The organism is Streptomyces sp. NPDC001902 (genome assembly GCF_042891295.1).
GTDB lineage: Bacteria > Actinomycetota > Actinomycetes > Streptomycetales > Streptomycetaceae > Actinacidiphila.
On sequence record NZ_JBIATA010000003.1, the window covers coordinates 366,558 to 387,175 of the forward strand.

The window sequence follows — 20,618 nt, forward strand, 5'->3', positions numbered from 1 at the left end:
AAGGACCGGCCATGACGCGCTGGATCATCGCCGTACGTCACGGCGAGAGCGAGGCGAACGCGGCCTTCGCCCGCGGCAGGTCCCTGGACGGGGTCAGGGACGCCGATGTGGCGCTGACCGCGCTCGGGCAGGAGCAGTCGGCCCGGCTCGGCCGCGACCTGCTGGCCCTGCCGGGCGCCGAGGCGCCCGGCCGCGTGCGATGCTCACCCTTCGAGCGGGCCCGGCAGACCCTGCGCGCCGTCGAGGAGGCCGGTACGGCCGCGGGCCGCGAACGGCCGCCCGTCACCTACGACGAACGCCTCCGGGACCGCGGCATGGGCCTGCTGGAACTGCTCACCCCGCAGGGGGTCCGCGAGCGCTTCCCCGAGGAGGCGCGGCGGCGCGAGCGCGAGGGCGAGGCGGCCTACCGCCCGCCGGGCGGGGAGTCGCCGCGGGACGTCGAGGCCCGCGTCGGGGACTTCCTTGCGGACGCCGTCGCCCGCCCGGGGCCGCCCCTGCTGCTCGTCACGCACGACGCGGTGGTGCTGGCGCTGCGCCGGCTGCTCGGGCCGCCGCCGCCGGGTGACGCGCGCGTGGTCAACGCCTCGATGGCCCGGTGGCGGCGTGACGGCGCGGGGCACTGGGAACTCGTGGACTGGAACCGAACCGCGGCCCCCGGACGTTAATGTCGGCAAGTCGTCACGTGAGGCAGGAAGTTACGGCGGATTTCGCTCTCCGTATAGCGAGGGAAGCGCTCCGTCGCGTTTACTGTCCTCCCCGATACGGCGGACCGGATGGGGCCGGCCGTCCATGGGAATCACCGGGGGCCTACCTGTGGGGGACGTATCTGTGGTGAAGGACATGGCCGCCCGCGCGGCGGTCGACGACGAGGGGACCCTCGACCCGAGGGTGACCGCCCTGCGGGCCGCGGTCGCCCGGTGTCGCCGTGAACTCGCCGGGTACCGCGCCAACTTACCGGACCGGCACATCGCCGAGGACGAGCTCTCCGCGCTGGCCGCCGCCGCGGCCGCCGGCGTTCCGGACGTCCTGCGGCTGCGTCGCGGCCTGCTCGTGATCGCCGGGGCGCTCGGCTCCGTCAGCGCCCTGGCCGGTGCCCTCACCGAGGTCCGGCGGGCGATCGAGCTGTTCGGCACCCCGCGTCCCGAGTGACGCGGGGTGCCCGCGGGGCCGGTCAGCCGAGCTCGGCCAGCCGGGGGACGGCCGGCGCGCAGTGGCTGTCGATCCAGCCGGCCGGTTCGGCGTCCGGCGGCACCACGATGACCGTGTCGATGCCGAGTTCGGCGTAACCGGCCATCTCGGCGACGAAGGCGTCGGTGTCGCCGGCGCGGAGGGAGTCGCCGACGAAGAGCATCGTCTTGCGGATCCGCGCGTAGTCGCGTCCGGCCTCGTCGCAGTGCGCGCGCAGCACGTCCAGCTTGTGCGCGACGTCGGCGGTCGAGGAGGCGAAGAGGTTGCAGGCGTCCGCGTACCGGGCGACCAGGCGGAGCGTCTTCCGCTCGCCGCCGCCCCCGATCATGATCTCGGGGCGGGGGGTGCTCACCGGGGGCGGCGTGCAGCGGGTCTCGGCCAGTGAGTAGTGCGTGCCCTTGAAGGGGCCGTCGTCGTCCTGGTCCCACATCTGCAGGCAGATCCGCAGCGTCTCCTCCAGCCGCTCGAAGCGCTCCGCGAGCGGCGGGAAGGGCACGCCCAGGCCCAGGTGCTCACGCTCGTACCAGGCCGCGCCGAGGCCCAGGGTCGCCCGGCCGCCGGACAGTACGTCGAGCGTGGTCGCGATCTTCGCCAGCAGGCCGGGATGGCGGTAGGTGATCCCCGTGACGAGGACGCCCAGCCGTACGGAGGAGGTGCGGGCGGCGAGGAAGCCCAGCGTCGTGTAGGCCTCCAGCATGGCCGCCTCGGCGCCCCCGTTGTTCTCCATCTGGAAGTAGTGGTCCATCACCGACAGCCAGCCCGCGCCGGCCGACTCGGCGGCCTCACCGGCCGCGGCGAGCGCGGGCGCGAGCCCGGCGGGTCCCTGGGGGTGGTCGAATTTCGTGAGGTGCAGGCCCAGTTGCATGGTTCTCCCCGTCCGGGGTCGTGGTCGCTACGGTGACGACCGTAGGCCTTGGAGTGCGCTCGAGGTCAAGCCGCGTGAGACCGCCGTGAGGTGCCCCGAGCCGCCCTGGGCGGGCCTTCGCACCGGTTCCGCGCCGACCCGCACGGGTCCTCGGCCTCCCGGCGCGGCACGTCGCCCGGCCGGCCCTCCAGCACCTCGCGGAGCGCGGCGAGCGTCGCGACGCGCGCCGCCCTGGTGCGGCGCTTCTTGAGCACTGTCCGGTTGGCGGGCCTGATCCCGACGCGGTCCGCGAGTTCGCCCACGGACGTCTTCCGCCCGGTCGGCATCACGCCGACGTCGACGTCGACGGAGATCGGCACCGGATCACCTCGGCCGGCCCGGCGCATCCGCGTCGCCTCGACGTCGCGCGCGAGGGCCTGGGCGGGCGGCATCCGCAGCGCGAGCGCGATGGGTGCGACCCCGACGGCCGCGACGCCGGCCCCGCCGCTCGGCGGCACCGTGTCCGGCGGCGCGGCCTCACGCGGTGCCGGCGGCGCCCCGGGCGCGAGCACCAGGAGGGCGGCCACCGCGGGCACCGTCACCGCCCGCACGGACACCGGACCCGACGGGCGGAATCGTGACGCCCCGCCTCAGGCGGCGCCGTTGCTGGCCAGCGCGGACGACAGTTGCCGTGCCACGCCCTGCAGCACCGGCACGATCTTCTCCGTGGCCGCCTCGGTCACCCGTCCGGCGGGTCCGGAGATGGAGATGGCGGCGGCCGTGGGGGAGTCGGGGACGGTGACCGCCAGGCAGCGGACCCCCACCTCCTGCTCGTTGTCGTCCACGGCGTAGCCCTGGGCGCGGATGTGCTCCAGTTCCGCGAGGAAGGCGTCCGGGTCGACGATGGTCCGCTCGGTGGCCGCCGGCATCCCGGTGCGGGCCAGCAGGGCCCGTACCTCCTCCGGCGGGACGTGCGCCAGCAGGGCCTTGCCGACGCCGGTGGAGTGCGGCAGGACGCGCCGTCCGACCTCGGTGAACATCCGCATCGAGTGCCGCGAGGGGACCTGGGCGACGTAGACGACCTCGTCCCCGTCCAGGAGCGCCATGTTGGCGGTCTCGCCGGTCGCCTCGACCAGTTCCGCCAGGTAGGGGCGGGCCCAGGTGCCCAGGAGGCGGGCCGAGCTCTCGCCGAGGCGGATCAGCCGGGGTCCCAGCGCATAGCGGCGGTTGGGCTGCTGGCGCACGTAGCCGCAGTCGACCAGGGTGCGCATCAGGCGGTGGATCGTGGGCAGGGGCAGCCCGCTGCTCGCGGACAGTTCGCTGAGGCCCACCTCCCCGCCCGCGTCGGCCATCCGCTCCAGCAGGTCGAAGGCGCGTTCGAGGGACTGCACGCCCCCGGCGCGGTCTGACGCCACGTTTCCTCCCCAGGCGGACGGTGTAGTGGTGCAGCCTACCGACCCTGACCAGGCATGCGATCGCCGTTCGGGGCGGTCGTGGGCGCGGCGGTGGCCGGTGGACGCGGAAAACGTATTCCATTGGGTGGAATTCTCCAACTGTACTGCCGGAGCCTCCCGTGGTGCCCGGGCAGGGGTTGACGCGGGCTCGCGCGCGAGCGGAGGATGCATTTCAACAGAACGTTGAATTTCTGTGGGGCGCCGGTGGAAGGGGAACGCGTGTCCGAGGCCGCTGACGGGATCGAACTGGTGCTGCGTTCACCACGGGTGGTCACACCGCAGGGCGAGCGCCCCGCCGACGTGGCCGTCGCCGGCGGCCGGATTGCCGCCGTCCTGCCGTACGGGACCGAGCCCCCTCCCGGCGCCCGCCTGGTCGACCTCGGCGCGGACGCCCTGCTCCCCGGCCTGGTCGACACCCACGTGCACGTCAACGACCCCGGCCGCACCGAGTGGGAGGGCTTTGAGACCGCCACCCGGGCCGCCGCCGCAGGCGGCGTCACGACGCTGGTCGACATGCCGCTCAACAGCGTCCCCCCGACCACCACCACCGCCCACCTGGAGGTCAAGCGCGCGACCGCCCGCGGCCGGATCCACACCGACGTCGGCTTCTGGGGCGGCGCCGTCCCCGGCAACACCAAGGACCTGCGCCCGCTCCACGACGCCGGGGTCTTCGGCTTCAAGTGCTTCCTGCTGCCCTCCGGCGTCGAGGAGTTCCCGCAGCTCGCCCCGGCCGAACTGGAGGAGGCGATGCGCGAGATCGCCCGCTTCGACGGGCTGCTGATCGTCCACGCCGAGGACCCCCGGCTCATCGACGGCGCCCCGCAGCCCTCCGGGCCCGCGTACGCCGGCTTCCTCGCCTCCCGCCCCCGCGCCGCCGAGAACGCCGCCGTCGAGTCGCTGATCGCCCTCGCCCGCCGCCTGGACTGCCGGGTGCACGTCCTGCACCTGTCCTCCGCCGAGGCCCTGCCCCTGATCGCCGCCGCCCGCCGCGACGGCGTACGCCTGACGGCCGAGACCTGCCCGCACTACCTGACGCTCACCGCCGAGGAGGTCCCGGACGGCGCGACCCAGTTCAAGTGCTGCCCGCCGATCCGCGAGGCGGGCAACCGGGAGGCCCTGTGGCAGGGCCTGCTCGACGGCACCCTCGACTGCGTCGTCTCCGACCACTCGCCCTCCACCGTCGACCTCAAGCACCTCGACACCGGCGACTTCGGCGCCGCCTGGGGCGGGATCTCCTCCCTCCAGCTCGGCCTGCCCGCGATCTGGACCGAGGCCCGCCGGCGTGGCGCCACGCTCGCCGACGTGGTCCGCTGGATGGCGAGGGGCCCGGCGCGCCTGGCCGGACTCACCACCAAGGGCGCCGTCGCGCCCGGCCACGACGCCGACTTCGCCGTCCTGGCGCCCGACGAGAGCTTCACCGTGGACCCGTCGGCGCTGCACCACCGCAACCGGGTCACCGCCTACGCGGGCCGCACCCTCCAGGGGGTCGTACGGAGCACCTGGCTGCGCGGCGAGCGGATCGCCGACCACGGCACCCCGGCCCACCCCTCCGGCCGCCTCATCACAAGGGAGAACGCGTGACCGCCACACCCCGGTACACCGGCGCCGCCCAGCCGTACCCCGGAGGGGACCCCTACGCCGACTACCGCGGCGCCGACCTGCCCTTCACGGGCCTCGTCGACCTCGCCGACCGGCGCTTGGGCGCCGGGGTGATCGCCGCCAACGACGAGTTCTTCGCCGAGCGGGAGAACCTGCTCGTCCCCGGACGCCCCGAGTTCCGCGCCGAGCACTTCGGCCACAAGGGCCAGGTCATGGACGGCTGGGAGACCCGCCGCCGCCGCGGCACCGACGCCGCCGACCCGCACCCCGCCGACGCCGACCACGACTGGGCGCTGATCCGCCTGGCCGCCCCCGGGGTCGTGCGCGGCCTGGTCGTGGACACCGCCCACTTCCGCGGCAACCACCCCCAGCAGATCGCCGTCGAGGCCACCTGCGCGCCCCTGGCCGCCGCGCCCGCGGACCTCCTCGCCGACGGCGTGCGGTGGACGGAACTCGTGCCCCGCACGGCCGTCGGCGGCCACGCCGCCAACGGCTTCGAGGTGGCCGTGGAGCGCCGCTTCACCCACCTGCGGCTCAAGCAGTTCCCCGACGGCGGCATCGCCCGGCTCCGCGTCCACGGCGAGGTCGTCCCCGACCCGGCGTGGCTGACCGCGCTCGGCACCTTCGACCTGGTCGCGCTGGAGAACGGCGGCACCGCCGAGGACGTCTCCGACCGCTTCTACTCCTCCCCGCTCAACCCGATCCTGCCGGGCACGTCACGCCGCATGGGCGACGGCTGGGAGACCCGCCGCCGCCGCGACAAGGGCCACGACTGGGCGCGCTACCGCCTCGCCGGGCAGGGCGTCGTCCGCGCCGCCGAGATCGACACCGGCTACTACAAGGGCAACGCCCCCGGTTGGGCCGCCCTGCTCGGCCGCGACGGCGAGGACGGCGACTGGTTCGAGATCCTGCCCCGCACCCCCCTGCAGCCCGACACCGTCCACCGCTTCGTGGTCGACGTCCCGCCCGCCACCCACGTGCGCCTGGAGACCTACCCCGACGGCGGCATCGCCCGGTTGCGCCTGTGGGGCTCGCTGACCGACACGGGCGCCGACCGCCTCACCCGGCGGTGGGACACGCTGGCCTGACGGGCTTCACGAGGCGGCGGGCACGAGCCGCACCAGACCGAGCGAGGTGCGGTCGCCGGCCCTCGTCTGGACGGCGCGTACCGCCCAGTGCCCGGGAGGCAGCGGGACGGGGGCCTGTTCGGGCCTGCCTCCGCCGGGGTATTCCACGCCCAGCAGGCCCCCCGCCTCGGCGGAGTCCATGAGCACCGCGGGCCCGTCGGTCCGCCACGTCCCGGACGCCTCCCACTCGACGGCGGGATCGGCGAGAACCGCCTCGGCCGCCGCGACCAGTTCGGCCTCGGAGTCGGCGCCGCCCCAGCGCAGGAAGGCCCGGTGCGCCGGGAGGTAGCACGTCCTGGCGGGCATGTCCCCGAGGACCAGCCCCTGTCCGCCGTCACGGCCGACGGGGATCACCCCCGCGAGGTCGTCCACGGCGCAGGCCCGGTCGTAGTCGTCGGGGACGTCCCCGTCACCGACGACCACCCCCTGCTCCGTGCAGCCGCCCCAGGCGGACAGGGCGGAGACGGGAACGACGATCAGCGGGCCGCCCATCGACTCCACCCACGCGGGGGCAGGCCGGGGCGCCGCGGAGACGTCGGGCGTGAAGGCGTCCATGGCGTGAGTATGGCGCGCGGCGCCGACAGTGCGCCCCTCCGGGGCCCCGGTGCCCCGGAGGGGGGTTGGTGCCGCGCGGCACCGGCGTCTGCCTCGTACGCCGGCGCCGCACGGGGTCGGTCAGCCCGCCGGTGTCAGCCGGAAGGACTGGGCGGCGGTGCCGTTGCAGGTGTACTGCTGCAGCAGGGCGCCGTCGGCCGTCGAGGCCGCCGTGACGTCCAGGCACTTGCCGCTGTGCCGGGCCGTGAGGACGTACGACCCGTCCGCCTGGAGCACCGGCTTCCACTGCTGGTTGGCGCCCGAGGACCACTGCCAGGTCTGCACCGGCACGGAGTCAGCCGTCGCCGACGCCCCGCCGGTGACGTCCCAGACCTGCTCGGTGGCGGTCGCGTTGCGGTTCACCACCCGGTAGTAGCCGCCGTCGGTCGGGCGGAACTGCCACTGCTGGTTGGCCTGCCCGGCGACGCAGCTCCACTGCTGCACCGCGGTGCCGTTGGCGGTGCCCCGGTCCTTGGCGTCCACGCACTTGCCGGAGCCGGCGCCGGCCACCTGGTACCAGGCGGAGGTGCTGATGCCGTCCCCGTCGCCGCCCCCGCCGCCGGTCGGCGCACCGGGCCAGGTGAACGTGGTCGTGGCGCGGGCGGGCAGGCTGTACGAGAAGTGCTGCCCGGCCTCGCGGACCGTGACCTGCTGGGCGGACGACGAGGAGTTGTGGGTGACCAGCACCCGCTGCCCGTCGGTGTTGACGAAGGCCGTGTTCCACACCGGGTCGGTGGCGTTGCTGCCGATCCGCACCGCGCCCGCGCGGGCGAACTTCGTCAGCTGGCCCATCGTGTAGTACTCGACGGTGTAGTCGACCTGCCCGCTGCGCGCGTCGCCGTTGTGCACCGTGATCAGGCCGGTGCAGGTGCCGCAGCCGCCCGCGTGCGGGCCCATCGCCTGGTCCAGCGCCAGCGACCACTTCACGTAGGAGCGGGCCCAGTTGCGGGTGAAGCCGGTGATGTCGCGCAGGTCCTCCAGCTGCTGGTCGGTGACCCAGGTGCCGCCGGAGTGCTCGGTCTCGTACTGCGCCACGCCCGGGTACTGGCTCTGGACGGTGCTGCCCAGCGCGTAGTCCGGCGGGGTGGGCGCGTAGCCGTGCCAGGCGACGCCGCCGAAGAGCGGGTCGCCGCGCAGGGCGGCGTCGGCGAGCTGACCGGCGCCGGTGGTGTTCCAGTCGCCGTGGTTCCAGTCGTGGATCAGCGCCTTGGTGGTGATCCCGGCCGAACGGAACGCCGGGAAGAGGTGGTTCTTGGTGAAGTCCAGCAGCGTGGCCGCCGTCCACTCCATCGTGGGGTAGCCGCTGTTCGCGCCGCAGCACTGCGGCTCGTTCTGCACCGAGACGTAGTCGACGTGGACGCCGCGCTGCTCGTACGCCTGCAGGTACTTCACGAAGTACTGCGCGTAGGTGTCGTAGAACTCCGGCTTCAGCTTGCCCATCTGGGTCAGCTTGCCGTTGTCCTTCATCCACGCCGGCGCCGACCACGGCACCGCCATGACCTTCAGGTCCGGGTTGAGCCGGCGCGCCTGCTGGGTCAGCGGCAGGACGTCGGCCAGGTCCCGGGAGATGGAGAAGTCGGCCAGGTCGCAGCAGGTGTCGTCGTACGTGTAGTGGCTGCGGGCGATGTCGGATGCGCCCATGGGGTTCCGCAGGAAGCCCAGGCCGATGCCCTCCGTGGGGGAGAACAGCTTGCGCATGGTGGCGTCACGGGTGGCCGCCGGCAGCGCGCCGGAGGAGTTCATCAGCCAGGCGGCGCTGTCGGTGAAGGACGCCCCGCCGCCCTCGAAGGGCTGGTAGCGGGCGGCGGGGTCCACCGTGATGACCGTGCCGCCGCTGCCGTTGCCCGCCTCGAAGGCGGCCGGGGTCTGCGCCTGCAGGCCCTTGACGACGGTCCTGCCGTCGGAGGTGGTGGTCATGGTGACCTGGACGGCCGTGGCGGCGGCCGCTCCCGGTCCGGCGAGCACCAACCCGGCTAACGCCGCGGCGACCGCCGCGAGCACGGCGACCAGGCGTCTGACGTGGGGGGAGTGTGGCATCGCGGATCTCCTGTGTGGGGGGTGGAGACGGGATGGCGAGGGAGGTCAGGCCGCGCTGCGGGCGCGGCGCCGGTGGGCGGCGATGATGTCGGCGTAGCGGCGGCCGCTGCCCTTCACGGTCCGGCGCTGGGTCTCGTAGTCGACGTGGACGAGGCCGAAGCGCTTGGCGTAGCCGTACGCCCACTCGAAGTTGTCCAGCAGCGACCAGGCGAAGTAGCCGGCGAGCGGGGCGCCGCCGCGCACGGCACGGGCGCAGGCCGCCAGGTGCTCCTCCAGGTAGGCGGTGCGCTCGGGGTCGTGGACCTGGCCGTCGGGGCCGACGTGGTCCTCGTACGCCGAGCCGTTCTCGGTGACGTAGATCTTGCGGGCGCCGTACTCCTCGGTCAGCCGCAGCAGCAGCCGCTCCAGACCGCCGGCGTGCACCTCCCAGTCCATCGCGGTGCGGCGGACGTCCGGGACGCGTACGGCACGGGTGTGGGGGACCGGCCCCGACGGGTCGTCGGCAACGATGTCACGGAAGTAGTAGTTGAGGCCCAGCCAGTCCAGCGGCGCGGCGATGGTCTCCATGTCGCCCGTCTGCACGGGCAGTTCCACCCCGTACAGCTCCAGCATGTCCTGCGGGTAGCCGCGGCCGTGGATCGGGTCCAGCCACCAGCGGTTGGTGTGGCCGTCGGAGCGCAGCGCCGCGGCGACGTCCTCGGGGCGGTCGGAGGCCGGCTCGCAGGGGCTGAGGTTGTTGACGATGCCGATCTGCGCGTGCGGGACCGCGGCGCGCAGCGCCTGCACCGCCAGGCCGTGGCCCAGGTGCAGGTGGTACGAGGCGCGGACGGCGGCCGTCAGGTCGGTGAGGCCGGGGGCCATCACGCCCTGCAGGTGGCCGATCCAGGCCGAGCATAGCGGTTCGTTGAGCGTCGCCCAGTGGGTGACCCGGTCCCCGAGCCGCTCGGCCACCACGGCCGCGTAGTCGGCGAAGCGCAGCGCGGTCTCGCGCTCCGGCCAGCCGCCGCGGTCCTGCTGTGCCTGGGGCAGGTCCCAGTGGTACAGGGTGGGGAAGGGGGTGATGCCCGCCTCCAGCAGGCCGTCGACCAGCCGGTCGTAGAAGGCCAGGCCCGCGGGGTTGACCGGCCCGCCGCCCTGCGGCATCACACGCGGCCAGGCGAGGGAGAAGCGGTACGCGTCCAGGCCGAGCCGGCCCATCAGGCCGATGTCCTCCGGCACGCGGTGGTAGTGGTCGCAGGCGACGTCACCGGTGTCACCGTTCGCGACCTTCCCCGGCGTGCGGGAGAAGGTGTCCCAGATGGATGGTGCACGGCCGTCCTCGGCCACGGCTCCTTCGATCTGGTAAGCGGCCGTCGCGGCGCCCCACACGAATCCGTCGGGGAGGGCGCTGAGGTCGAGGGTCACGGACTGCCTTTCGTTCGGGGGACGCTGAGGGGCGGTGGGGCTCACTTGACGGCGCCGGCGGTCAGCCCGGCGACGAGGTAGCGCTGCAGGAGCAGGAACCCGGCGACCACGGGCACGCTCACCACGAGCGAGGCGGCCATGACCTGGTTCCAGTACACGTCGGTCTGCGTGGCGTAGCCCTGCAGGCCGACGGCGAGCGTGCGGGTGGTGTCGTTGGTCATGACGGAGGCGAACAGGACCTCGCCCCAGGCCGTCATGAAGGCGTACACGCAGACCGCGACGATGCCGGGCACGGCGGCGGGGACGACCACGCGGAACAGCGCGCCCAGCGGCCCGCAGCCGTCGACCATGGCGGCCTCGTCCAGGTCCCGGGGGATCGAGTCGAAGTAGCCCGCCAGCATCCAGATGGAGAAGGGGAGCGAGAAGGTGAGGTAGGTCAGGATCAGGCCGCCGCGGCTGCCGTACAGGGCGATGCCCGTCGCGTTCCCGAGGTTGACGAAGATCAGGAAGAGCGGCAGCAGGAAGAGGATGCCGGGGAACATCTGGGTGGACAGGATCGTCACCGAGAAGAAGCGGCGCCCCTTGAAGTCGTAGCGGCTCACTGCGTACGCCGCGAAGATCGCCACCGCGACCGAGCACAGCGTCGCCCCGCCCGCCACGAGCAGCGAGTTCACGAAGTACCGGGCGAGCGGCACGGTGTGCCAGATGTCGGCGTACGGGCGCAGGGTGAAGCCGCTGGGGAACCAGCGGAACGGGCCCTGCACGTCCTGCAGCGGCTTCAGCGACGAGACGACCATGACGAACACCGGCGCCAGCGCGAAGGCCGTCAGCACGGTCAGCACGATCCGGCGGGTCCACACGAAGGAGCGCGGCGCGGCCATGGGGCTGCGGACGTCAGGCATCCTTCCTCCTCAGGGAGGTCGCGAGCAGGTAGAGCACCGTCACGACGAGCAGGAACAGCAGCAGGAGCACGGACATCGCCGAGCCGGAGCCGAAGTTCCAGGTCACGAAGGACGACTGGTAGATGTGGATCGAGATCAGGTCCGCGGCGTCCGGCGCCGCCCGCCCGAACAGCACGTAGGGCGTGTTGAAGTCGTTGAACGTCCACAGGAACAGCACCAGCACCAGCACCTGGTTGACCGGGCGCAGCGACGGCAGGGTGATCCTGCGGATCTGCTGCCAGATCCCGGCGCCGTCCATCGCGGCCGCCTCGTACAGCTCGCGCGGGATGTTCTGCAGACCGGCCATCAGGCACAGGAAGGCGAACGGCCACTGCCGCCACACCGACACCGTCACCAGCGCGTAGAAGCTGTTGTCGCCGATCAGCCAGAAGGGCCGGCCGTCGGTGAGGTGCAGCTGGTCGTGGATGACGTGGTTGATCATGCCGGTGTCCCGCTGGAACATGAACGACCAGGTGATCACCGCTGCGTAGACCGGCAGCGCGTACGGCACCAGGAAGACCGCGCGCAGCAGTCCCCGGCCGCGGAAGGCGTCCTGCATGAGGATCGCGGCGGCGGTGCCGAACAGCCAGGACAGCCCGACCGCCAGCACCGTGAACTCACAGGTGACGAGGAAGGACTTGAGGAGGTCCTCGCCGACCGGGGCGTTGAAGTCCACCGCCACGCGGTAGTTGTCCAGGCCCTTCCAGGGGGCGGCGGACCAGTCGCTGATGAAGAACTGCGTGAGCTCCTTGAAGCTCATCACGACGCCGACGACCATCGGCACCAGATGGATCAGCAGTTCCAGCGCGAGGGCCGGCAGCAGCAGGACGTACGGGAGCGACGCGCGCCGCAGCCGCGCCGGAAGGCGCAGCCGCGACAGCGGGGCCCTCCCCCCGGCGGCACGCCGGCCGCCGGGGGAAGGCGTCTTGGAGCTGTGCCGGACGGGCGGCACGGTGGCGGTCATCGGTTCCTTCACGCTCACGACGCCGGCATCTGCTGCTGGGCCTTTTCGAGGGCGGCCTTGACGCTCTCGGTGGTGACCGGCTTGCCGGCGGCGGCGTCGGCGAACAGGTCCTTCATCGCGGTGCCGACGGCGGTCTCGAACTGGCTCTCGTTGGCGACCTGCGGCAGCGGCGCCGCGCTGTTGGCGAGCGCGTCCGCGAGGACCTTCAGGTCCGGGGTGGCGAAGGCCGGGTCGGACTGGGCGGCCTTGACCGGCGGGAGCGAGCCGTAGGTGCCGTTGAGGAGCTTCTGCTCGTCGTCACTGGTCATGAACTTCACGAACTTCAGCGCGCCGTCGACGTTGTCGGTCTTCTTGAAGACGGCCAGGTTGATGCCCGCGACCATCGAGTTCACGGCGGTGTCGCCGGAGGCGCCCGCGGCCTGGAACGGCACCTGGGCGACGCCGTAGTCCTCGGGCTTCATGCCGTGGGACTTCAGCGAGGAGCCGGCGGCCTGCCACAGCAGCATGGCGGCCTTGCCGGTGGCGAAGTCGGCGACGGACTGGTTGGCGGCGTACTCGGCGTTGCCGGGGGCCGCGATCTTGTCCTTGGCGATGAAGTCGATGTACTGCTTGACGGCCGCGACCGCCTCGGGGGTGGTGAACGTCGGCTTGCCCGAGGCGTCGAAGAAGTCGGCGCCGTGCTGCTTGCCGAAGACGAAGGCGTGGTGGACGTTCTCGGAGAGGTTGCCGCCCTCGACGGCGAGGCCGTACTTGCCGCCCTTGGTGAGCTTCTTGCCGTCGGCGACGAGCTCGTCCCAGGTGGCGGGCGGGTTGGCTATGCCCGCGTCGGCGAACATCTTCTTGTTGTAGTACAGGCCGTACGCCAGCGAGTACAGCGGGACCGCGGCCGGGTCCTTGCCCTCGGCGCCCGTCGCGCCCAGGGCCGAGGAGACGAAGCGGTCCTTGCCGCCGATGGCGTCGAAGGCCTTGGCGTCGAAGGGGCGCAGCGCGCCGGTGGCCTGCAGCGAGGCGGACCAGGTGTTGCCGATGTTGAGCACGTCGGGGCCCTGGCCGGAGGTGGCCGCGGCGAGGATCCGGTTCAGCAGGTCGGACCACGGGATGACCTCGAGCTTGACCTTGATCCCGGTCTGCTTCTCGAACTTCTTGAGCTCGGGCGTCAGGGTGGCCTTGTCCGCCTCGAGGCTGGCGCCCTGGTTGCTGGCCCAGTAGGTGAGCTCCTTGGGGCTGCCGTTGCCGCTGCCGTCGGTCGAGGAGCCGCCGCCGCACGCGGTGGCGGAGGCGATGAGCGCGGCCGCGAGCGTCACGGCGGCCGTGGTACGGGTGATGTGCATGACCGGGGATCCCTCTCCAGGGTGGGTGCCTTCGGGAAGTGAAGAACGTCACGCCTTAATTCAAGGCGTGATTTAACGTCTGAGAAAACCTGGCGTCAAGACTTGGCGCAGCGATAGATTCAGCCGGGGAGGGAGCACCATGGCAGACCGAGGCAAGCGGACCGTACGCGACCTGCGGCGGGGCAACCGTTCGGCGCTCTTGCGTCACCTGTACTTCGAAGGACCCCTCAGCCGTCAGGAGTTGGCCAGGGACACCGGACTGAGCACAGGTTCCATCAGCAACGTCGTGGCCGAGCTCATCGCCGACGGCGTCGTCGAGGAGGCCGGCTCCGTCGAGTCCGACGGCGGACGCCCCCGCGTGATGCTCAAGGTCGCCCCCCGCCACGGCTTCCTCATCGGCGTCGACGTCGGCGAGACCCGGGTCCGCGTCACCCTCTTCGACCTCGCCCTCACCGAACTCTCCTCCACCGACCGCCCGCTGGCCGACAGCGGTCACGACGTCGCCCTGGTCGTCCAGCTCATCCTCGACGGCCTGTCCGTCGTCCTGGAGGACAGCCGCGTCGATCCCGCCCTCGTGCTCGGCGTGGGCATCGGCGTGCCCGGCATCGTCGAGCAGGGCACCGGCGGCGCGGGCGCGGTCGTCCACGGCCAGACCATCGACTGGGACGCCGTCCCCCTCGGCGCGCTGCTCGCCGAGGGCACCGCCCTGCCGCTCCACATCGACAACGGCGCCAAGACCCTCGGCCAGGCCGAGATGTGGTTCGGCGCCGGGCGCGGCGCCCGCAACGCCGTGATCGCGCTGCTCGGCTCCGGGGTCGGCGCCTGCGTGGTCGCCGACGGCAAGCCGTACCGCGGCGCCAGCAGCAGCGCGGGGGAGTGGGGCCACACCACCCTCCAGGTCGGCGGGCGGCGCTGCCGCTGCGGCGCCCGTGGCTGCCTGGAGGCCTACGTCGGCGCCGAGGCGCTCATCGAACGCTGGGACGCGCCCACCGGGGTGAGCGAGGAGGCGGCGATCGCCGCCCTCCTCGACGCCGCCGAGGCCGGCGACGCGGCCGCCGTCGCGCTGCTCGACGAGACCGCCGAGTACCTCGGTGCGGGCATCGCCGACCTCGTCAACCTCTTCAACCCCGAGCGCATCGTGCTGTCCGGCTGGACCGGCCTGATGATCGGCCCACGGCTGCTCGACGCGGTCCGCGAGGCCACCGCCGCCTACGCGCTGCACCACCCCTGCGCGCAGACCTCCATCGAGCTGGGCCGGCTCGGGACGGACGCGGTCACGGTCGGCGCCGCCACCCTGCCGCTCGCCCGCTTCCTCGACGCCGGCGGCCGCCCGACCGCCCCCGCCGCACGCCCGGAGGAGCAAGCGGAACCGAATCGTCCGGGTCGTTCGTTGTCGGGTACATCCGTCTGAACGAGGACGTCCCGAGACCACCCGGAGCACCGCAGTGACCCTGAAGCAGCAGATCGTCGGCAACGCCATGCAGATGGCCGTGTGCACCCTCCAGCCCGGCCAGACCGTCTACTGCGAGGCGGGGAAGTTCCTGTTCAAGACCGCGAACGTGAGCATGGACACCCGCCTGGCCGGTCCCGGCGCCCAGCGCGAGGCCCAGGGCGGCGCGGCGGGCGGCGGCATGGGCGGCATGCTCCGCCAGGCGATGGGCACGGCGATGCAGGTCGGCCAGCGGATGCTGGCGGGCGAGAGCATCGCCTTCCAGTACTTCACCGCGAGCGGCGGCGAGGGCACCGTGGGCTTCGCGGGCGTCCTGCCCGGGGAGATGCGCGCCCTGGAACTGGACGGATCGCGCGCCTGGTACGCGGAGAAGGACGCCTTCGTGGCCGCCGAATCGACCGTCGACTTCGGCATCGCCTTCCAGGGCGGCCGCACCGGCACCAGCGGCGGCGAGGGCTTCGTCCTGGAGAAGTTCACCGGCCGCGGCACGGTGATCATCGCGGGCGCGGGGAACTTCATCGACCTCAACCCCGCCGACTTCGGCGGCCGCATCGAGGTCGACACCGGCTGCATCGTCGCCTTCGAGGACGGGGTCCGCTACGGCGTGCAGCGCATCGGCGGGCTCAACCGGCAGGGGATCATGAACGCCGTCTTCGGCGGCGAGGGGCTGTCGCTGGCGACCCTGGAGGGCAACGGGCGCGTCATCCTGCAGTCCATGACCATCGAGGGCCTGGCCAACGCGCTCAAGAAGGCCCAGGGCGGCGACAAGCAGGGCCCCACCGGCGGCCTCTTCTCCACCCACGCCGGCTGACGCCGTCCCGCGCCCACATAGGAGGCGTGCGCGCGGCAGCGGCGGGACGCACGCCGAGCGTCGGGTGCCGCGAGGGCGTGGCAGGCCCCCCTCACGCCACCCCGGCGGCCTCCAGCACGCGCCGCACCGCCCGGTCCAGCGAGGCCCGCACCGCGTCCGGGTCGCCGAGCGCGGCGGTCATCACGGCGCCGTCGCGCAGCATCATCAGCGTCGCCGCGTCCTCGGCGGGCTCGGGGGCGCCCGCCTCCGCGAGCAGCCGGGCGACCAGTTCCCGCAGCCAGTCCCGGTGGGCCACGATCGCGCGCGAGACGGGGTCGGCCGGGTCCGGGTACTCCGCGGCCGCGTTGAGGAAGGGGCAGCCGCGGAAGCCCGGTGAGCAGAGCTGGTCGCCGAGCGCTCCGGCCACCCCCGCCAGGGCCTCCCGTGCGCCCAGGCCCTCCAGCGCGGCCCCGGTGAAGGTGCGGATCTGCTCGTCGGTGGCCTGGATGTAGCTCAGGACGAGCTGCTCCTTGCCCAGGAAGTGCCGGTAGAGCGTGGCCCTGGTGGTGGACGCCTCCGTGACGATCCGGTCCATGCCCACCGCGTGGATCCCCTCGGCGTAGAACAGCCGGGCCGCGGTGGCCAGGATGCGGTCACGCGGCGGCGCGTCCGCGGCGGCGTACGTGACCAGGGGAACGGCGGCACTCATGTCCTTGACGGTAGCGGACGGCACCGCGTAGCGTCGCGGCAAGAAAGAACGTTCTGTATCGTCACTCCCCGACGACCTGAGCCCGCCCCCTGTGAGAGGACCCCGCCATGCCCGTGCCCGAGACCGGCGCCCCCGCCCCCGACTTCACCCTCCCGGGAGTCCTGCTCACCGGTTCGGGCGACGCCGAGCGCGGCGAGTACTCCCTGTCCGCGCACCGCGGCGCCCCCGTCGTGCTCGCCTTCTACCCCGGGGACGACTCGGCGGTGTGCACCAAGCAGCTCTGCTCCTACACCTCCGACCTGGACCGCTTCCGCGACCTCGGGGCGACGGTGTGGGGCGTCAACTTCAGCGACCTCGACAGCCACGAGCACTTCGCCCGCAAGCGCGACCTGCGCTTCCCGCTGCTTGCCGACACCGAGCGCACGGTGGCGAAGGCCTACGGCATCACCATGCCCGGCCTCGGCCTGAAGCGCTCGGTCTTCATCGTGGACGCGGAGGGCATCGTGCGCTGGAAGCACGTCGCCCGCATCGGGCTGACCTTCCAGGACACCGACACCATCACCGCGCAGCTGGCCGCGCTCGCCCCGCGCTCGCCCCGCGCTGAGCCGGGCGACGCCGGGCCGGAGCGGCCCGCGCCACCCTTCCGGCCGAGCGTGAAGCTGCGCTGTTGCCGAGCTTAAGAAAAGATCGATGGACTGAACGCTCGAAGCCGGGCAGATTGCTGTGTGCCCGGCGCATCGCGCGAGCCGGCGCCGACGGGCGCCACCGCTCCGCCCGGGCTCCCTCGTGCCCGGTCCGCGTCCCCCCGCGCGGGCCGGGCCACATCGTCTGCCGGCAGGAGTCGCAAGAGTGAAGGCACTGGTGAAGGAGAAGGCCGAGCCCGGCCTGTGGCTGCGGGACGTCCCGGAGCCGGAGATCGGTCCCGGGGACGTCCTCATCAAGGTGCTGCGGACCGGCATCTGCGGCACCGACCTGCACATCCGTGCCTGGGACGGCTGGGCCCAGCAGGCCGTGGGCACCCCCCTGGTGCTCGGCCACGAGTTCGTCGGCGAGGTCGCCGCCGTGGGCTCGGACGTCGACGAGATCAAGCCGGGTGACCGCGTCAGCGGCGAGGGCCACCTCGTCTGCGGCAAGTGCCGCAACTGCCTGGCCGGCCGCCGCCACCTGTGCCGCAACACGATCGGCCTCGGAGTCGGCCGTGACGGCGCCTTCGCCGAGTACGTCGCGCTGCCCGCCTCCAACGTGTGGGTGCACCGGGTCCCCGTCGACCTCGACATCGCCGCGATCTTCGACCCCTTCGGCAACGCCGTCCACACCGCGCTGTCCTTCCCCCTGGTCGGCGAGGACGTGCTGATCACCGGTGCCGGCCCGATCGGCATCATGGCCGCCGCCGTCGCCAAGCACGCCGGCGCGCGCAACGTGGTCATCACCGACGTCAGCGAGTACCGCCTGGAGCTCGCCCGCAAGGTCGGCGTCAGCCTCGCCCTCAACGTCGCCGAGACCACCATCGCCGACGGCCAGCGCGAGCTCGGCCTGCGCGAGGGCTTCGACATCGGCCTGGAGATGTCCGGCCGCCCCGAGGCCATGCGCGACATGATCGCCAACATGACGAACGGCGGCCGCATCGCGATGCTCGGCCTGCCCGCGGAGGACTTCTCCGTGGACTTCGCCAAGATCGTCACGTCGATGCTCACCATCAAGGGCATCTACGGCCGCGAGATGTTCGAGACCTGGTACGCCATGTCCGTGCTGCTGGAGGGCGGTCTCGACATCGCCCCCGTGGTCACCGGCCGCTACTCCTACCGCGACTTCGACGCCGCCTTCGACGACGCCGCGAGCGGCCGCTGCGGCAAGGTCGTCCTCGACTGGACCGTCTGACCCCTCCCGGCCCCCGAGGCACGGCCCACCGCACCACCCGCAGCTTCCCAGGGAGAACCCCGATGTTCGACTCCGTCCGCGACGACCTGCGCGGCACCCTCGACGAGATCCGCGAGGCCGGGCTCTTCAAGCCCGAGCGCGTGATCGGCACCCCGCAGAGCGCCTCCGTCTCCGTCACTGCCGGCGGCGTCCCCGGCGACGTCCTCAACTTCTGCGCCAACAACTACCTCGGCCTCGCCGACCACCCCGAGGTCACCGCCGCCGCCAAGGAGGCCCTGGACCGCTGGGGCTACGGCATGGCGTCCGTCCGCTTCATCTGCGGCACCCAGGAGGTCCACAAGGAGCTCGAGGCCCGGCTGTCCGCCTTCCTCGGCACCGAGGACACGATCCTCTACAGCTCCTGCTTCGACGCCAACGGCGGCGTCTTCGAGACCCTCCTCGACGAGAACGACGCCGTCATCTCCGACGCGCTCAACCACGCCAGCATCATCGACGGCATCCGGCTGTCCAAGGCCCGCCGCCTGCGCTACGCCAACCGCGACATGGCCGAGCTGGAGGCCCGCCTCAAGGAGGCGTCCGACGCCCGCCGCCGCCTCATCGTCACCGACGGCGTCTTCTCGATGGACGGCTACATCGCGCCGCTGGACGAGATCTGCGACCTCGCCGACCGCTACGACGCGATGGTCATGGTCGACGACTCCCACGCCGTCGGCTTCACCGGCCCCGGCGGCCGCGGCACCCACGCCCTGCACGGGGTGATGGACCGGGTCGACATCATCACCGGCACCCTCGGCAAGGCCCTCGGCGGCGCCTCCGGCGGCTACGTCGCGGCCCGCGCGGAGATCGTCGCGCTGCTGCGCCAGCGCTCGCGCCCGTACCTGTTCTCCAACTCCCTCGCGCCGGTCATCGCCGCGGCCTCCCTCAAGGTCCTGGACCTGATCGAGGACTCCGAGGACCTGCGCACCCGCCTCGCGGAGAACACCGCCCTCTTCCGCTCCCGGATGACCGAGGCCGGCTTCGAGATCCTGCCCGGCGAGCACCCCATCGCCCCGGTCATGATCGGCGACGCCTCGGAGGCGGGCCGCATGGCGGAGCTGCTGCTGGAGCGCGGCGTCTACGTCATCGGCTTCTCGTACCCCGTCGTGCCGCACGGCAAGGCCCGCATCCGGGTCCAGCTGTCGGCCGCCCACTCCACCGCGGACGTCGACAAGGCGGTGGACGCATTCATCGCCGCGCGCGCGGCCCTGGCAGGATGAATGGGTGATTGACGCACGACGGCTGCGGACCCTGCGGGCCGTGGCGGACCACCGTACGGTGACCGCCGCGGCCGCCGCGCTGTACCTGACCCCCTCCGCGGTCTCCCAGCAGCTCGCCGCCCTGGAGAACGAGACCGGCCACCGGCTGCTGGAACGCGGCGGCCGCGGCGTCCAGCTCACCCCCGTCGGCGAGATCCTGCTCGCCCACGCCAACACGGTCCTCGCCCAGCTCGAACGCGCCGAGGCCGAGCTGGCCGCCTACACCTCCGGCGCCGCCGGCCAGGTGACCGTGGCCTCCTTCGCGACCGGCATCGCGCTCGTGCTCGCCCCGGCCATCGCCGCGCTCGGCGGCACCGCCCCGGGCATCCACATCCGCGTCCGGGACGCCGAAGGCGACGAGTCGCTGCCCATGGTGCTCGACGGCCGCGCCGACATCGCCGTCGCCGTCGAGTACCGCGGCGCCCCCAGCGCCGACGACCAGCGGCTCTCCCGCGTCCCCCTGTACGCCGAGCCCTTCGACGCGGTGCTCCCGGCCGGCCACCCCCTCGCCGACGCCGGGACCGGCACCGTGCGCGTCGCGGGACTCGCCGACGAGACCTGGATCGGCCCCTACCCGGGCAACCCCTGCCACGACGTGGTCGTCCTCGCCTGCGAGTACGCCGGTTTCCAGCCACGCCTGGAGCACTCCTCCGACGACTTCCGCGCCGTCGTCGCCCTCGCCGCCGCGGGCGCGGGCGTGGCCCTCGTCCCGCGCAGCGCCCTGCGCGACATGGACCTGTCCGGCGTCGCCGTCCGCGCCGTCGACGACGTCGTCGCCACCCGCCGCGTCTTCGCCGCCGTCCGCCGCGGCGCCGAGGACCACCCCCTGCTCCGCCCGGTCCTCGACGCCCTGCGCGACGCGGCCGAGGGCGCGGGCGACGCCGAAGGCACTGCAGGGTCCTGATTCACCCCATTCCCTGGAGAGCCGGTCCCTGAATTCGGCCCTTTGCGGGAAAGTGTTCCGCCATCGCGTGTTCGGCCTCCTCCGTCATCTCCGGGGCCCGCCCCGTGGG

19 protein-coding genes and 1 pseudogene are annotated in these 20,618 nt (G+C 73.0%); 10 read left to right on the plus strand and 10 right to left on the minus strand.

Going from position 1 to position 20,618, the window contains the following annotated elements:
- The first annotated feature begins 11 nt into the window (after window positions 1–11).
- Window positions 12–665: a histidine phosphatase family protein gene (locus ACFYYN_RS07900; RefSeq protein WP_500545090.1), complete on the plus strand. Its 654-nt coding sequence runs from the start codon at window positions 12–14 to the stop codon at window positions 663–665.
- Window positions 666–840: 175 nt separating this feature from the next.
- Window positions 841–1,149: a DUF5955 family protein gene (locus tag ACFYYN_RS07905; protein ID WP_499514733.1), complete on the plus strand. Its 309-nt coding sequence runs from the start codon at window positions 841–843 to the stop codon at window positions 1,147–1,149.
- Window positions 1,150–1,171: 22 nt separating this feature from the next.
- Here ACFYYN_RS07905 and ACFYYN_RS07910 read toward each other — a convergent pair whose 3' ends face one another.
- The 3 genes from ACFYYN_RS07910 to ACFYYN_RS07920 form a co-directional block, all read right to left on the minus strand.
- Window positions 1,172–2,053 carry an LLM class F420-dependent oxidoreductase gene (locus ACFYYN_RS07910; RefSeq protein WP_500321656.1) on the minus strand — a complete coding sequence of 294 codons (882 nt, stop codon included), beginning with the start codon at window positions 2,051–2,053 and terminating at the stop codon, window positions 1,172–1,174.
- A 65-nt stretch (window positions 2,054–2,118) separates the two neighbouring features.
- Window positions 2,119–2,412, minus strand: a complete 294-nt coding sequence (locus tag ACFYYN_RS07915) for a helix-turn-helix domain-containing protein (RefSeq protein WP_500545201.1) — start codon at window positions 2,410–2,412, stop codon at window positions 2,119–2,121.
- A gap of 270 nt (window positions 2,413–2,682) precedes the next feature.
- The gene (locus ACFYYN_RS07920) at window positions 2,683–3,447 is read right to left on the minus strand and encodes an IclR family transcriptional regulator (protein ID WP_500365251.1); all 765 of its coding nucleotides are present in this window, start codon (window positions 3,445–3,447) and stop codon (window positions 2,683–2,685) included.
- A gap of 258 nt (window positions 3,448–3,705) precedes the next feature.
- Here ACFYYN_RS07920 and allB point away from each other — a divergent pair, with 258 nt between their 5' ends.
- Together allB and alc are read left to right on the plus strand one after the other, a co-directional pair.
- The gene (gene allB / locus ACFYYN_RS07925; protein WP_500321654.1) at window positions 3,706–5,067 is read left to right on the plus strand and encodes an allantoinase AllB; all 1,362 of its coding nucleotides are present in this window, start codon (window positions 3,706–3,708) and stop codon (window positions 5,065–5,067) included.
- Window positions 5,064–6,173: an allantoicase gene (gene alc, locus ACFYYN_RS07930; RefSeq protein ID WP_500545092.1), complete on the plus strand. Its 1,110-nt coding sequence runs from the start codon at window positions 5,064–5,066 to the stop codon at window positions 6,171–6,173. The genes allB and alc overlap by 4 nt, the downstream gene beginning before the upstream one ends.
- A 6-nt stretch (window positions 6,174–6,179) precedes the next feature.
- Here alc and ACFYYN_RS07935 read toward each other — a convergent pair whose 3' ends face one another.
- The 6 genes from ACFYYN_RS07935 to ACFYYN_RS07960 all read right to left on the minus strand — a co-directional run bounded on the left by ACFYYN_RS07935 (window position 6,180) and on the right by ACFYYN_RS07960 (window position 13,483).
- Entirely contained in the window at window positions 6,180–6,767 is a 588-nt protein-coding gene (locus ACFYYN_RS07935; RefSeq protein WP_500545093.1) for an Imm21 family immunity protein, read from the minus strand.
- Between the two features lie 120 nt (window positions 6,768–6,887).
- Window positions 6,888–8,843, minus strand: coding sequence for an RICIN domain-containing protein (locus ACFYYN_RS07940; protein ID WP_500545094.1), 1,956 nt, complete (start codon window positions 8,841–8,843; stop codon window positions 6,888–6,890).
- A gap of 45 nt (window positions 8,844–8,888) precedes the next feature.
- Window positions 8,889–10,247, minus strand: coding sequence for a GH1 family beta-glucosidase (locus tag ACFYYN_RS07945; RefSeq protein ID WP_500321650.1), 1,359 nt, complete (start codon window positions 10,245–10,247; stop codon window positions 8,889–8,891).
- Window positions 10,248–10,288: 41 nt separating this feature from the next.
- Window positions 10,289–11,149, minus strand: coding sequence for a carbohydrate ABC transporter permease (locus ACFYYN_RS07950; protein ID WP_499514741.1), 861 nt, complete (start codon window positions 11,147–11,149; stop codon window positions 10,289–10,291).
- Window positions 11,142–12,152 carry a carbohydrate ABC transporter permease gene (locus ACFYYN_RS07955; RefSeq protein WP_499516975.1) on the minus strand — a complete coding sequence of 337 codons (1,011 nt, stop codon included), beginning with the start codon at window positions 12,150–12,152 and terminating at the stop codon, window positions 11,142–11,144. The genes ACFYYN_RS07950 and ACFYYN_RS07955 overlap by 8 nt, the downstream gene beginning before the upstream one ends.
- Before the next feature lie 14 nt (window positions 12,153–12,166).
- Window positions 12,167–13,483 (minus strand): ABC transporter substrate-binding protein, encoded by a 1,317-nt coding sequence (locus ACFYYN_RS07960; RefSeq protein WP_500321649.1) that lies wholly within the window; start codon window positions 13,481–13,483, stop codon window positions 12,167–12,169.
- Window positions 13,484–13,622: 139 nt separating this feature from the next.
- Between ACFYYN_RS07960 and ACFYYN_RS07965 the strand changes: the two genes are divergently transcribed.
- Both ACFYYN_RS07965 and ACFYYN_RS07970 read left to right on the plus strand, forming a co-directional pair.
- Window positions 13,623–14,894: an ROK family transcriptional regulator gene (locus tag ACFYYN_RS07965; protein WP_500545095.1), complete on the plus strand. Its 1,272-nt coding sequence runs from the start codon at window positions 13,623–13,625 to the stop codon at window positions 14,892–14,894.
- Window positions 14,895–14,928: 34 nt separating this feature from the next.
- Window positions 14,929–15,744, plus strand: coding sequence for an AIM24 family protein (locus ACFYYN_RS07970; RefSeq protein WP_500321647.1), 816 nt, complete (start codon window positions 14,929–14,931; stop codon window positions 15,742–15,744).
- Between the two features lie 91 nt (window positions 15,745–15,835).
- Here ACFYYN_RS07970 and ACFYYN_RS07975 read toward each other — a convergent pair whose 3' ends face one another.
- Window positions 15,836–16,432 carry a TetR/AcrR family transcriptional regulator gene (locus tag ACFYYN_RS07975; protein ID WP_500545096.1) on the minus strand — a complete coding sequence of 199 codons (597 nt, stop codon included), beginning with the start codon at window positions 16,430–16,432 and terminating at the stop codon, window positions 15,836–15,838.
- A 107-nt stretch (window positions 16,433–16,539) separates the two neighbouring features.
- Between ACFYYN_RS07975 and ACFYYN_RS07980 the strand changes: the two are divergent.
- The 4 genes and pseudogenes from ACFYYN_RS07980 to ACFYYN_RS07995 form a co-directional block, all read left to right on the plus strand.
- Window positions 16,540–17,013: pseudogene (locus ACFYYN_RS07980) on the plus strand (peroxiredoxin); the annotation flags it as partial.
- A 268-nt stretch (window positions 17,014–17,281) separates the two neighbouring features.
- Window positions 17,282–18,310 (plus strand): L-threonine 3-dehydrogenase, encoded by a 1,029-nt coding sequence (tdh, locus tag ACFYYN_RS07985; protein WP_500545097.1) that lies wholly within the window; start codon window positions 17,282–17,284, stop codon window positions 18,308–18,310.
- 62 nt (window positions 18,311–18,372) lie between these two features.
- On the plus strand, window positions 18,373–19,566 hold the full coding sequence (locus tag ACFYYN_RS07990) for a PLP-dependent aspartate aminotransferase family protein (protein ID WP_499514748.1): 1,194 nt from the start codon (window positions 18,373–18,375) through the stop codon (window positions 19,564–19,566).
- 4 nt (window positions 19,567–19,570) lie between these two features.
- A complete protein-coding gene (locus tag ACFYYN_RS07995) occupies window positions 19,571–20,509 on the plus strand; it encodes a LysR family transcriptional regulator (RefSeq protein ID WP_500545098.1) in 939 nt (312 codons plus the stop codon).
- The last annotated feature ends 109 nt before the right edge of the window (window positions 20,510–20,618 follow it).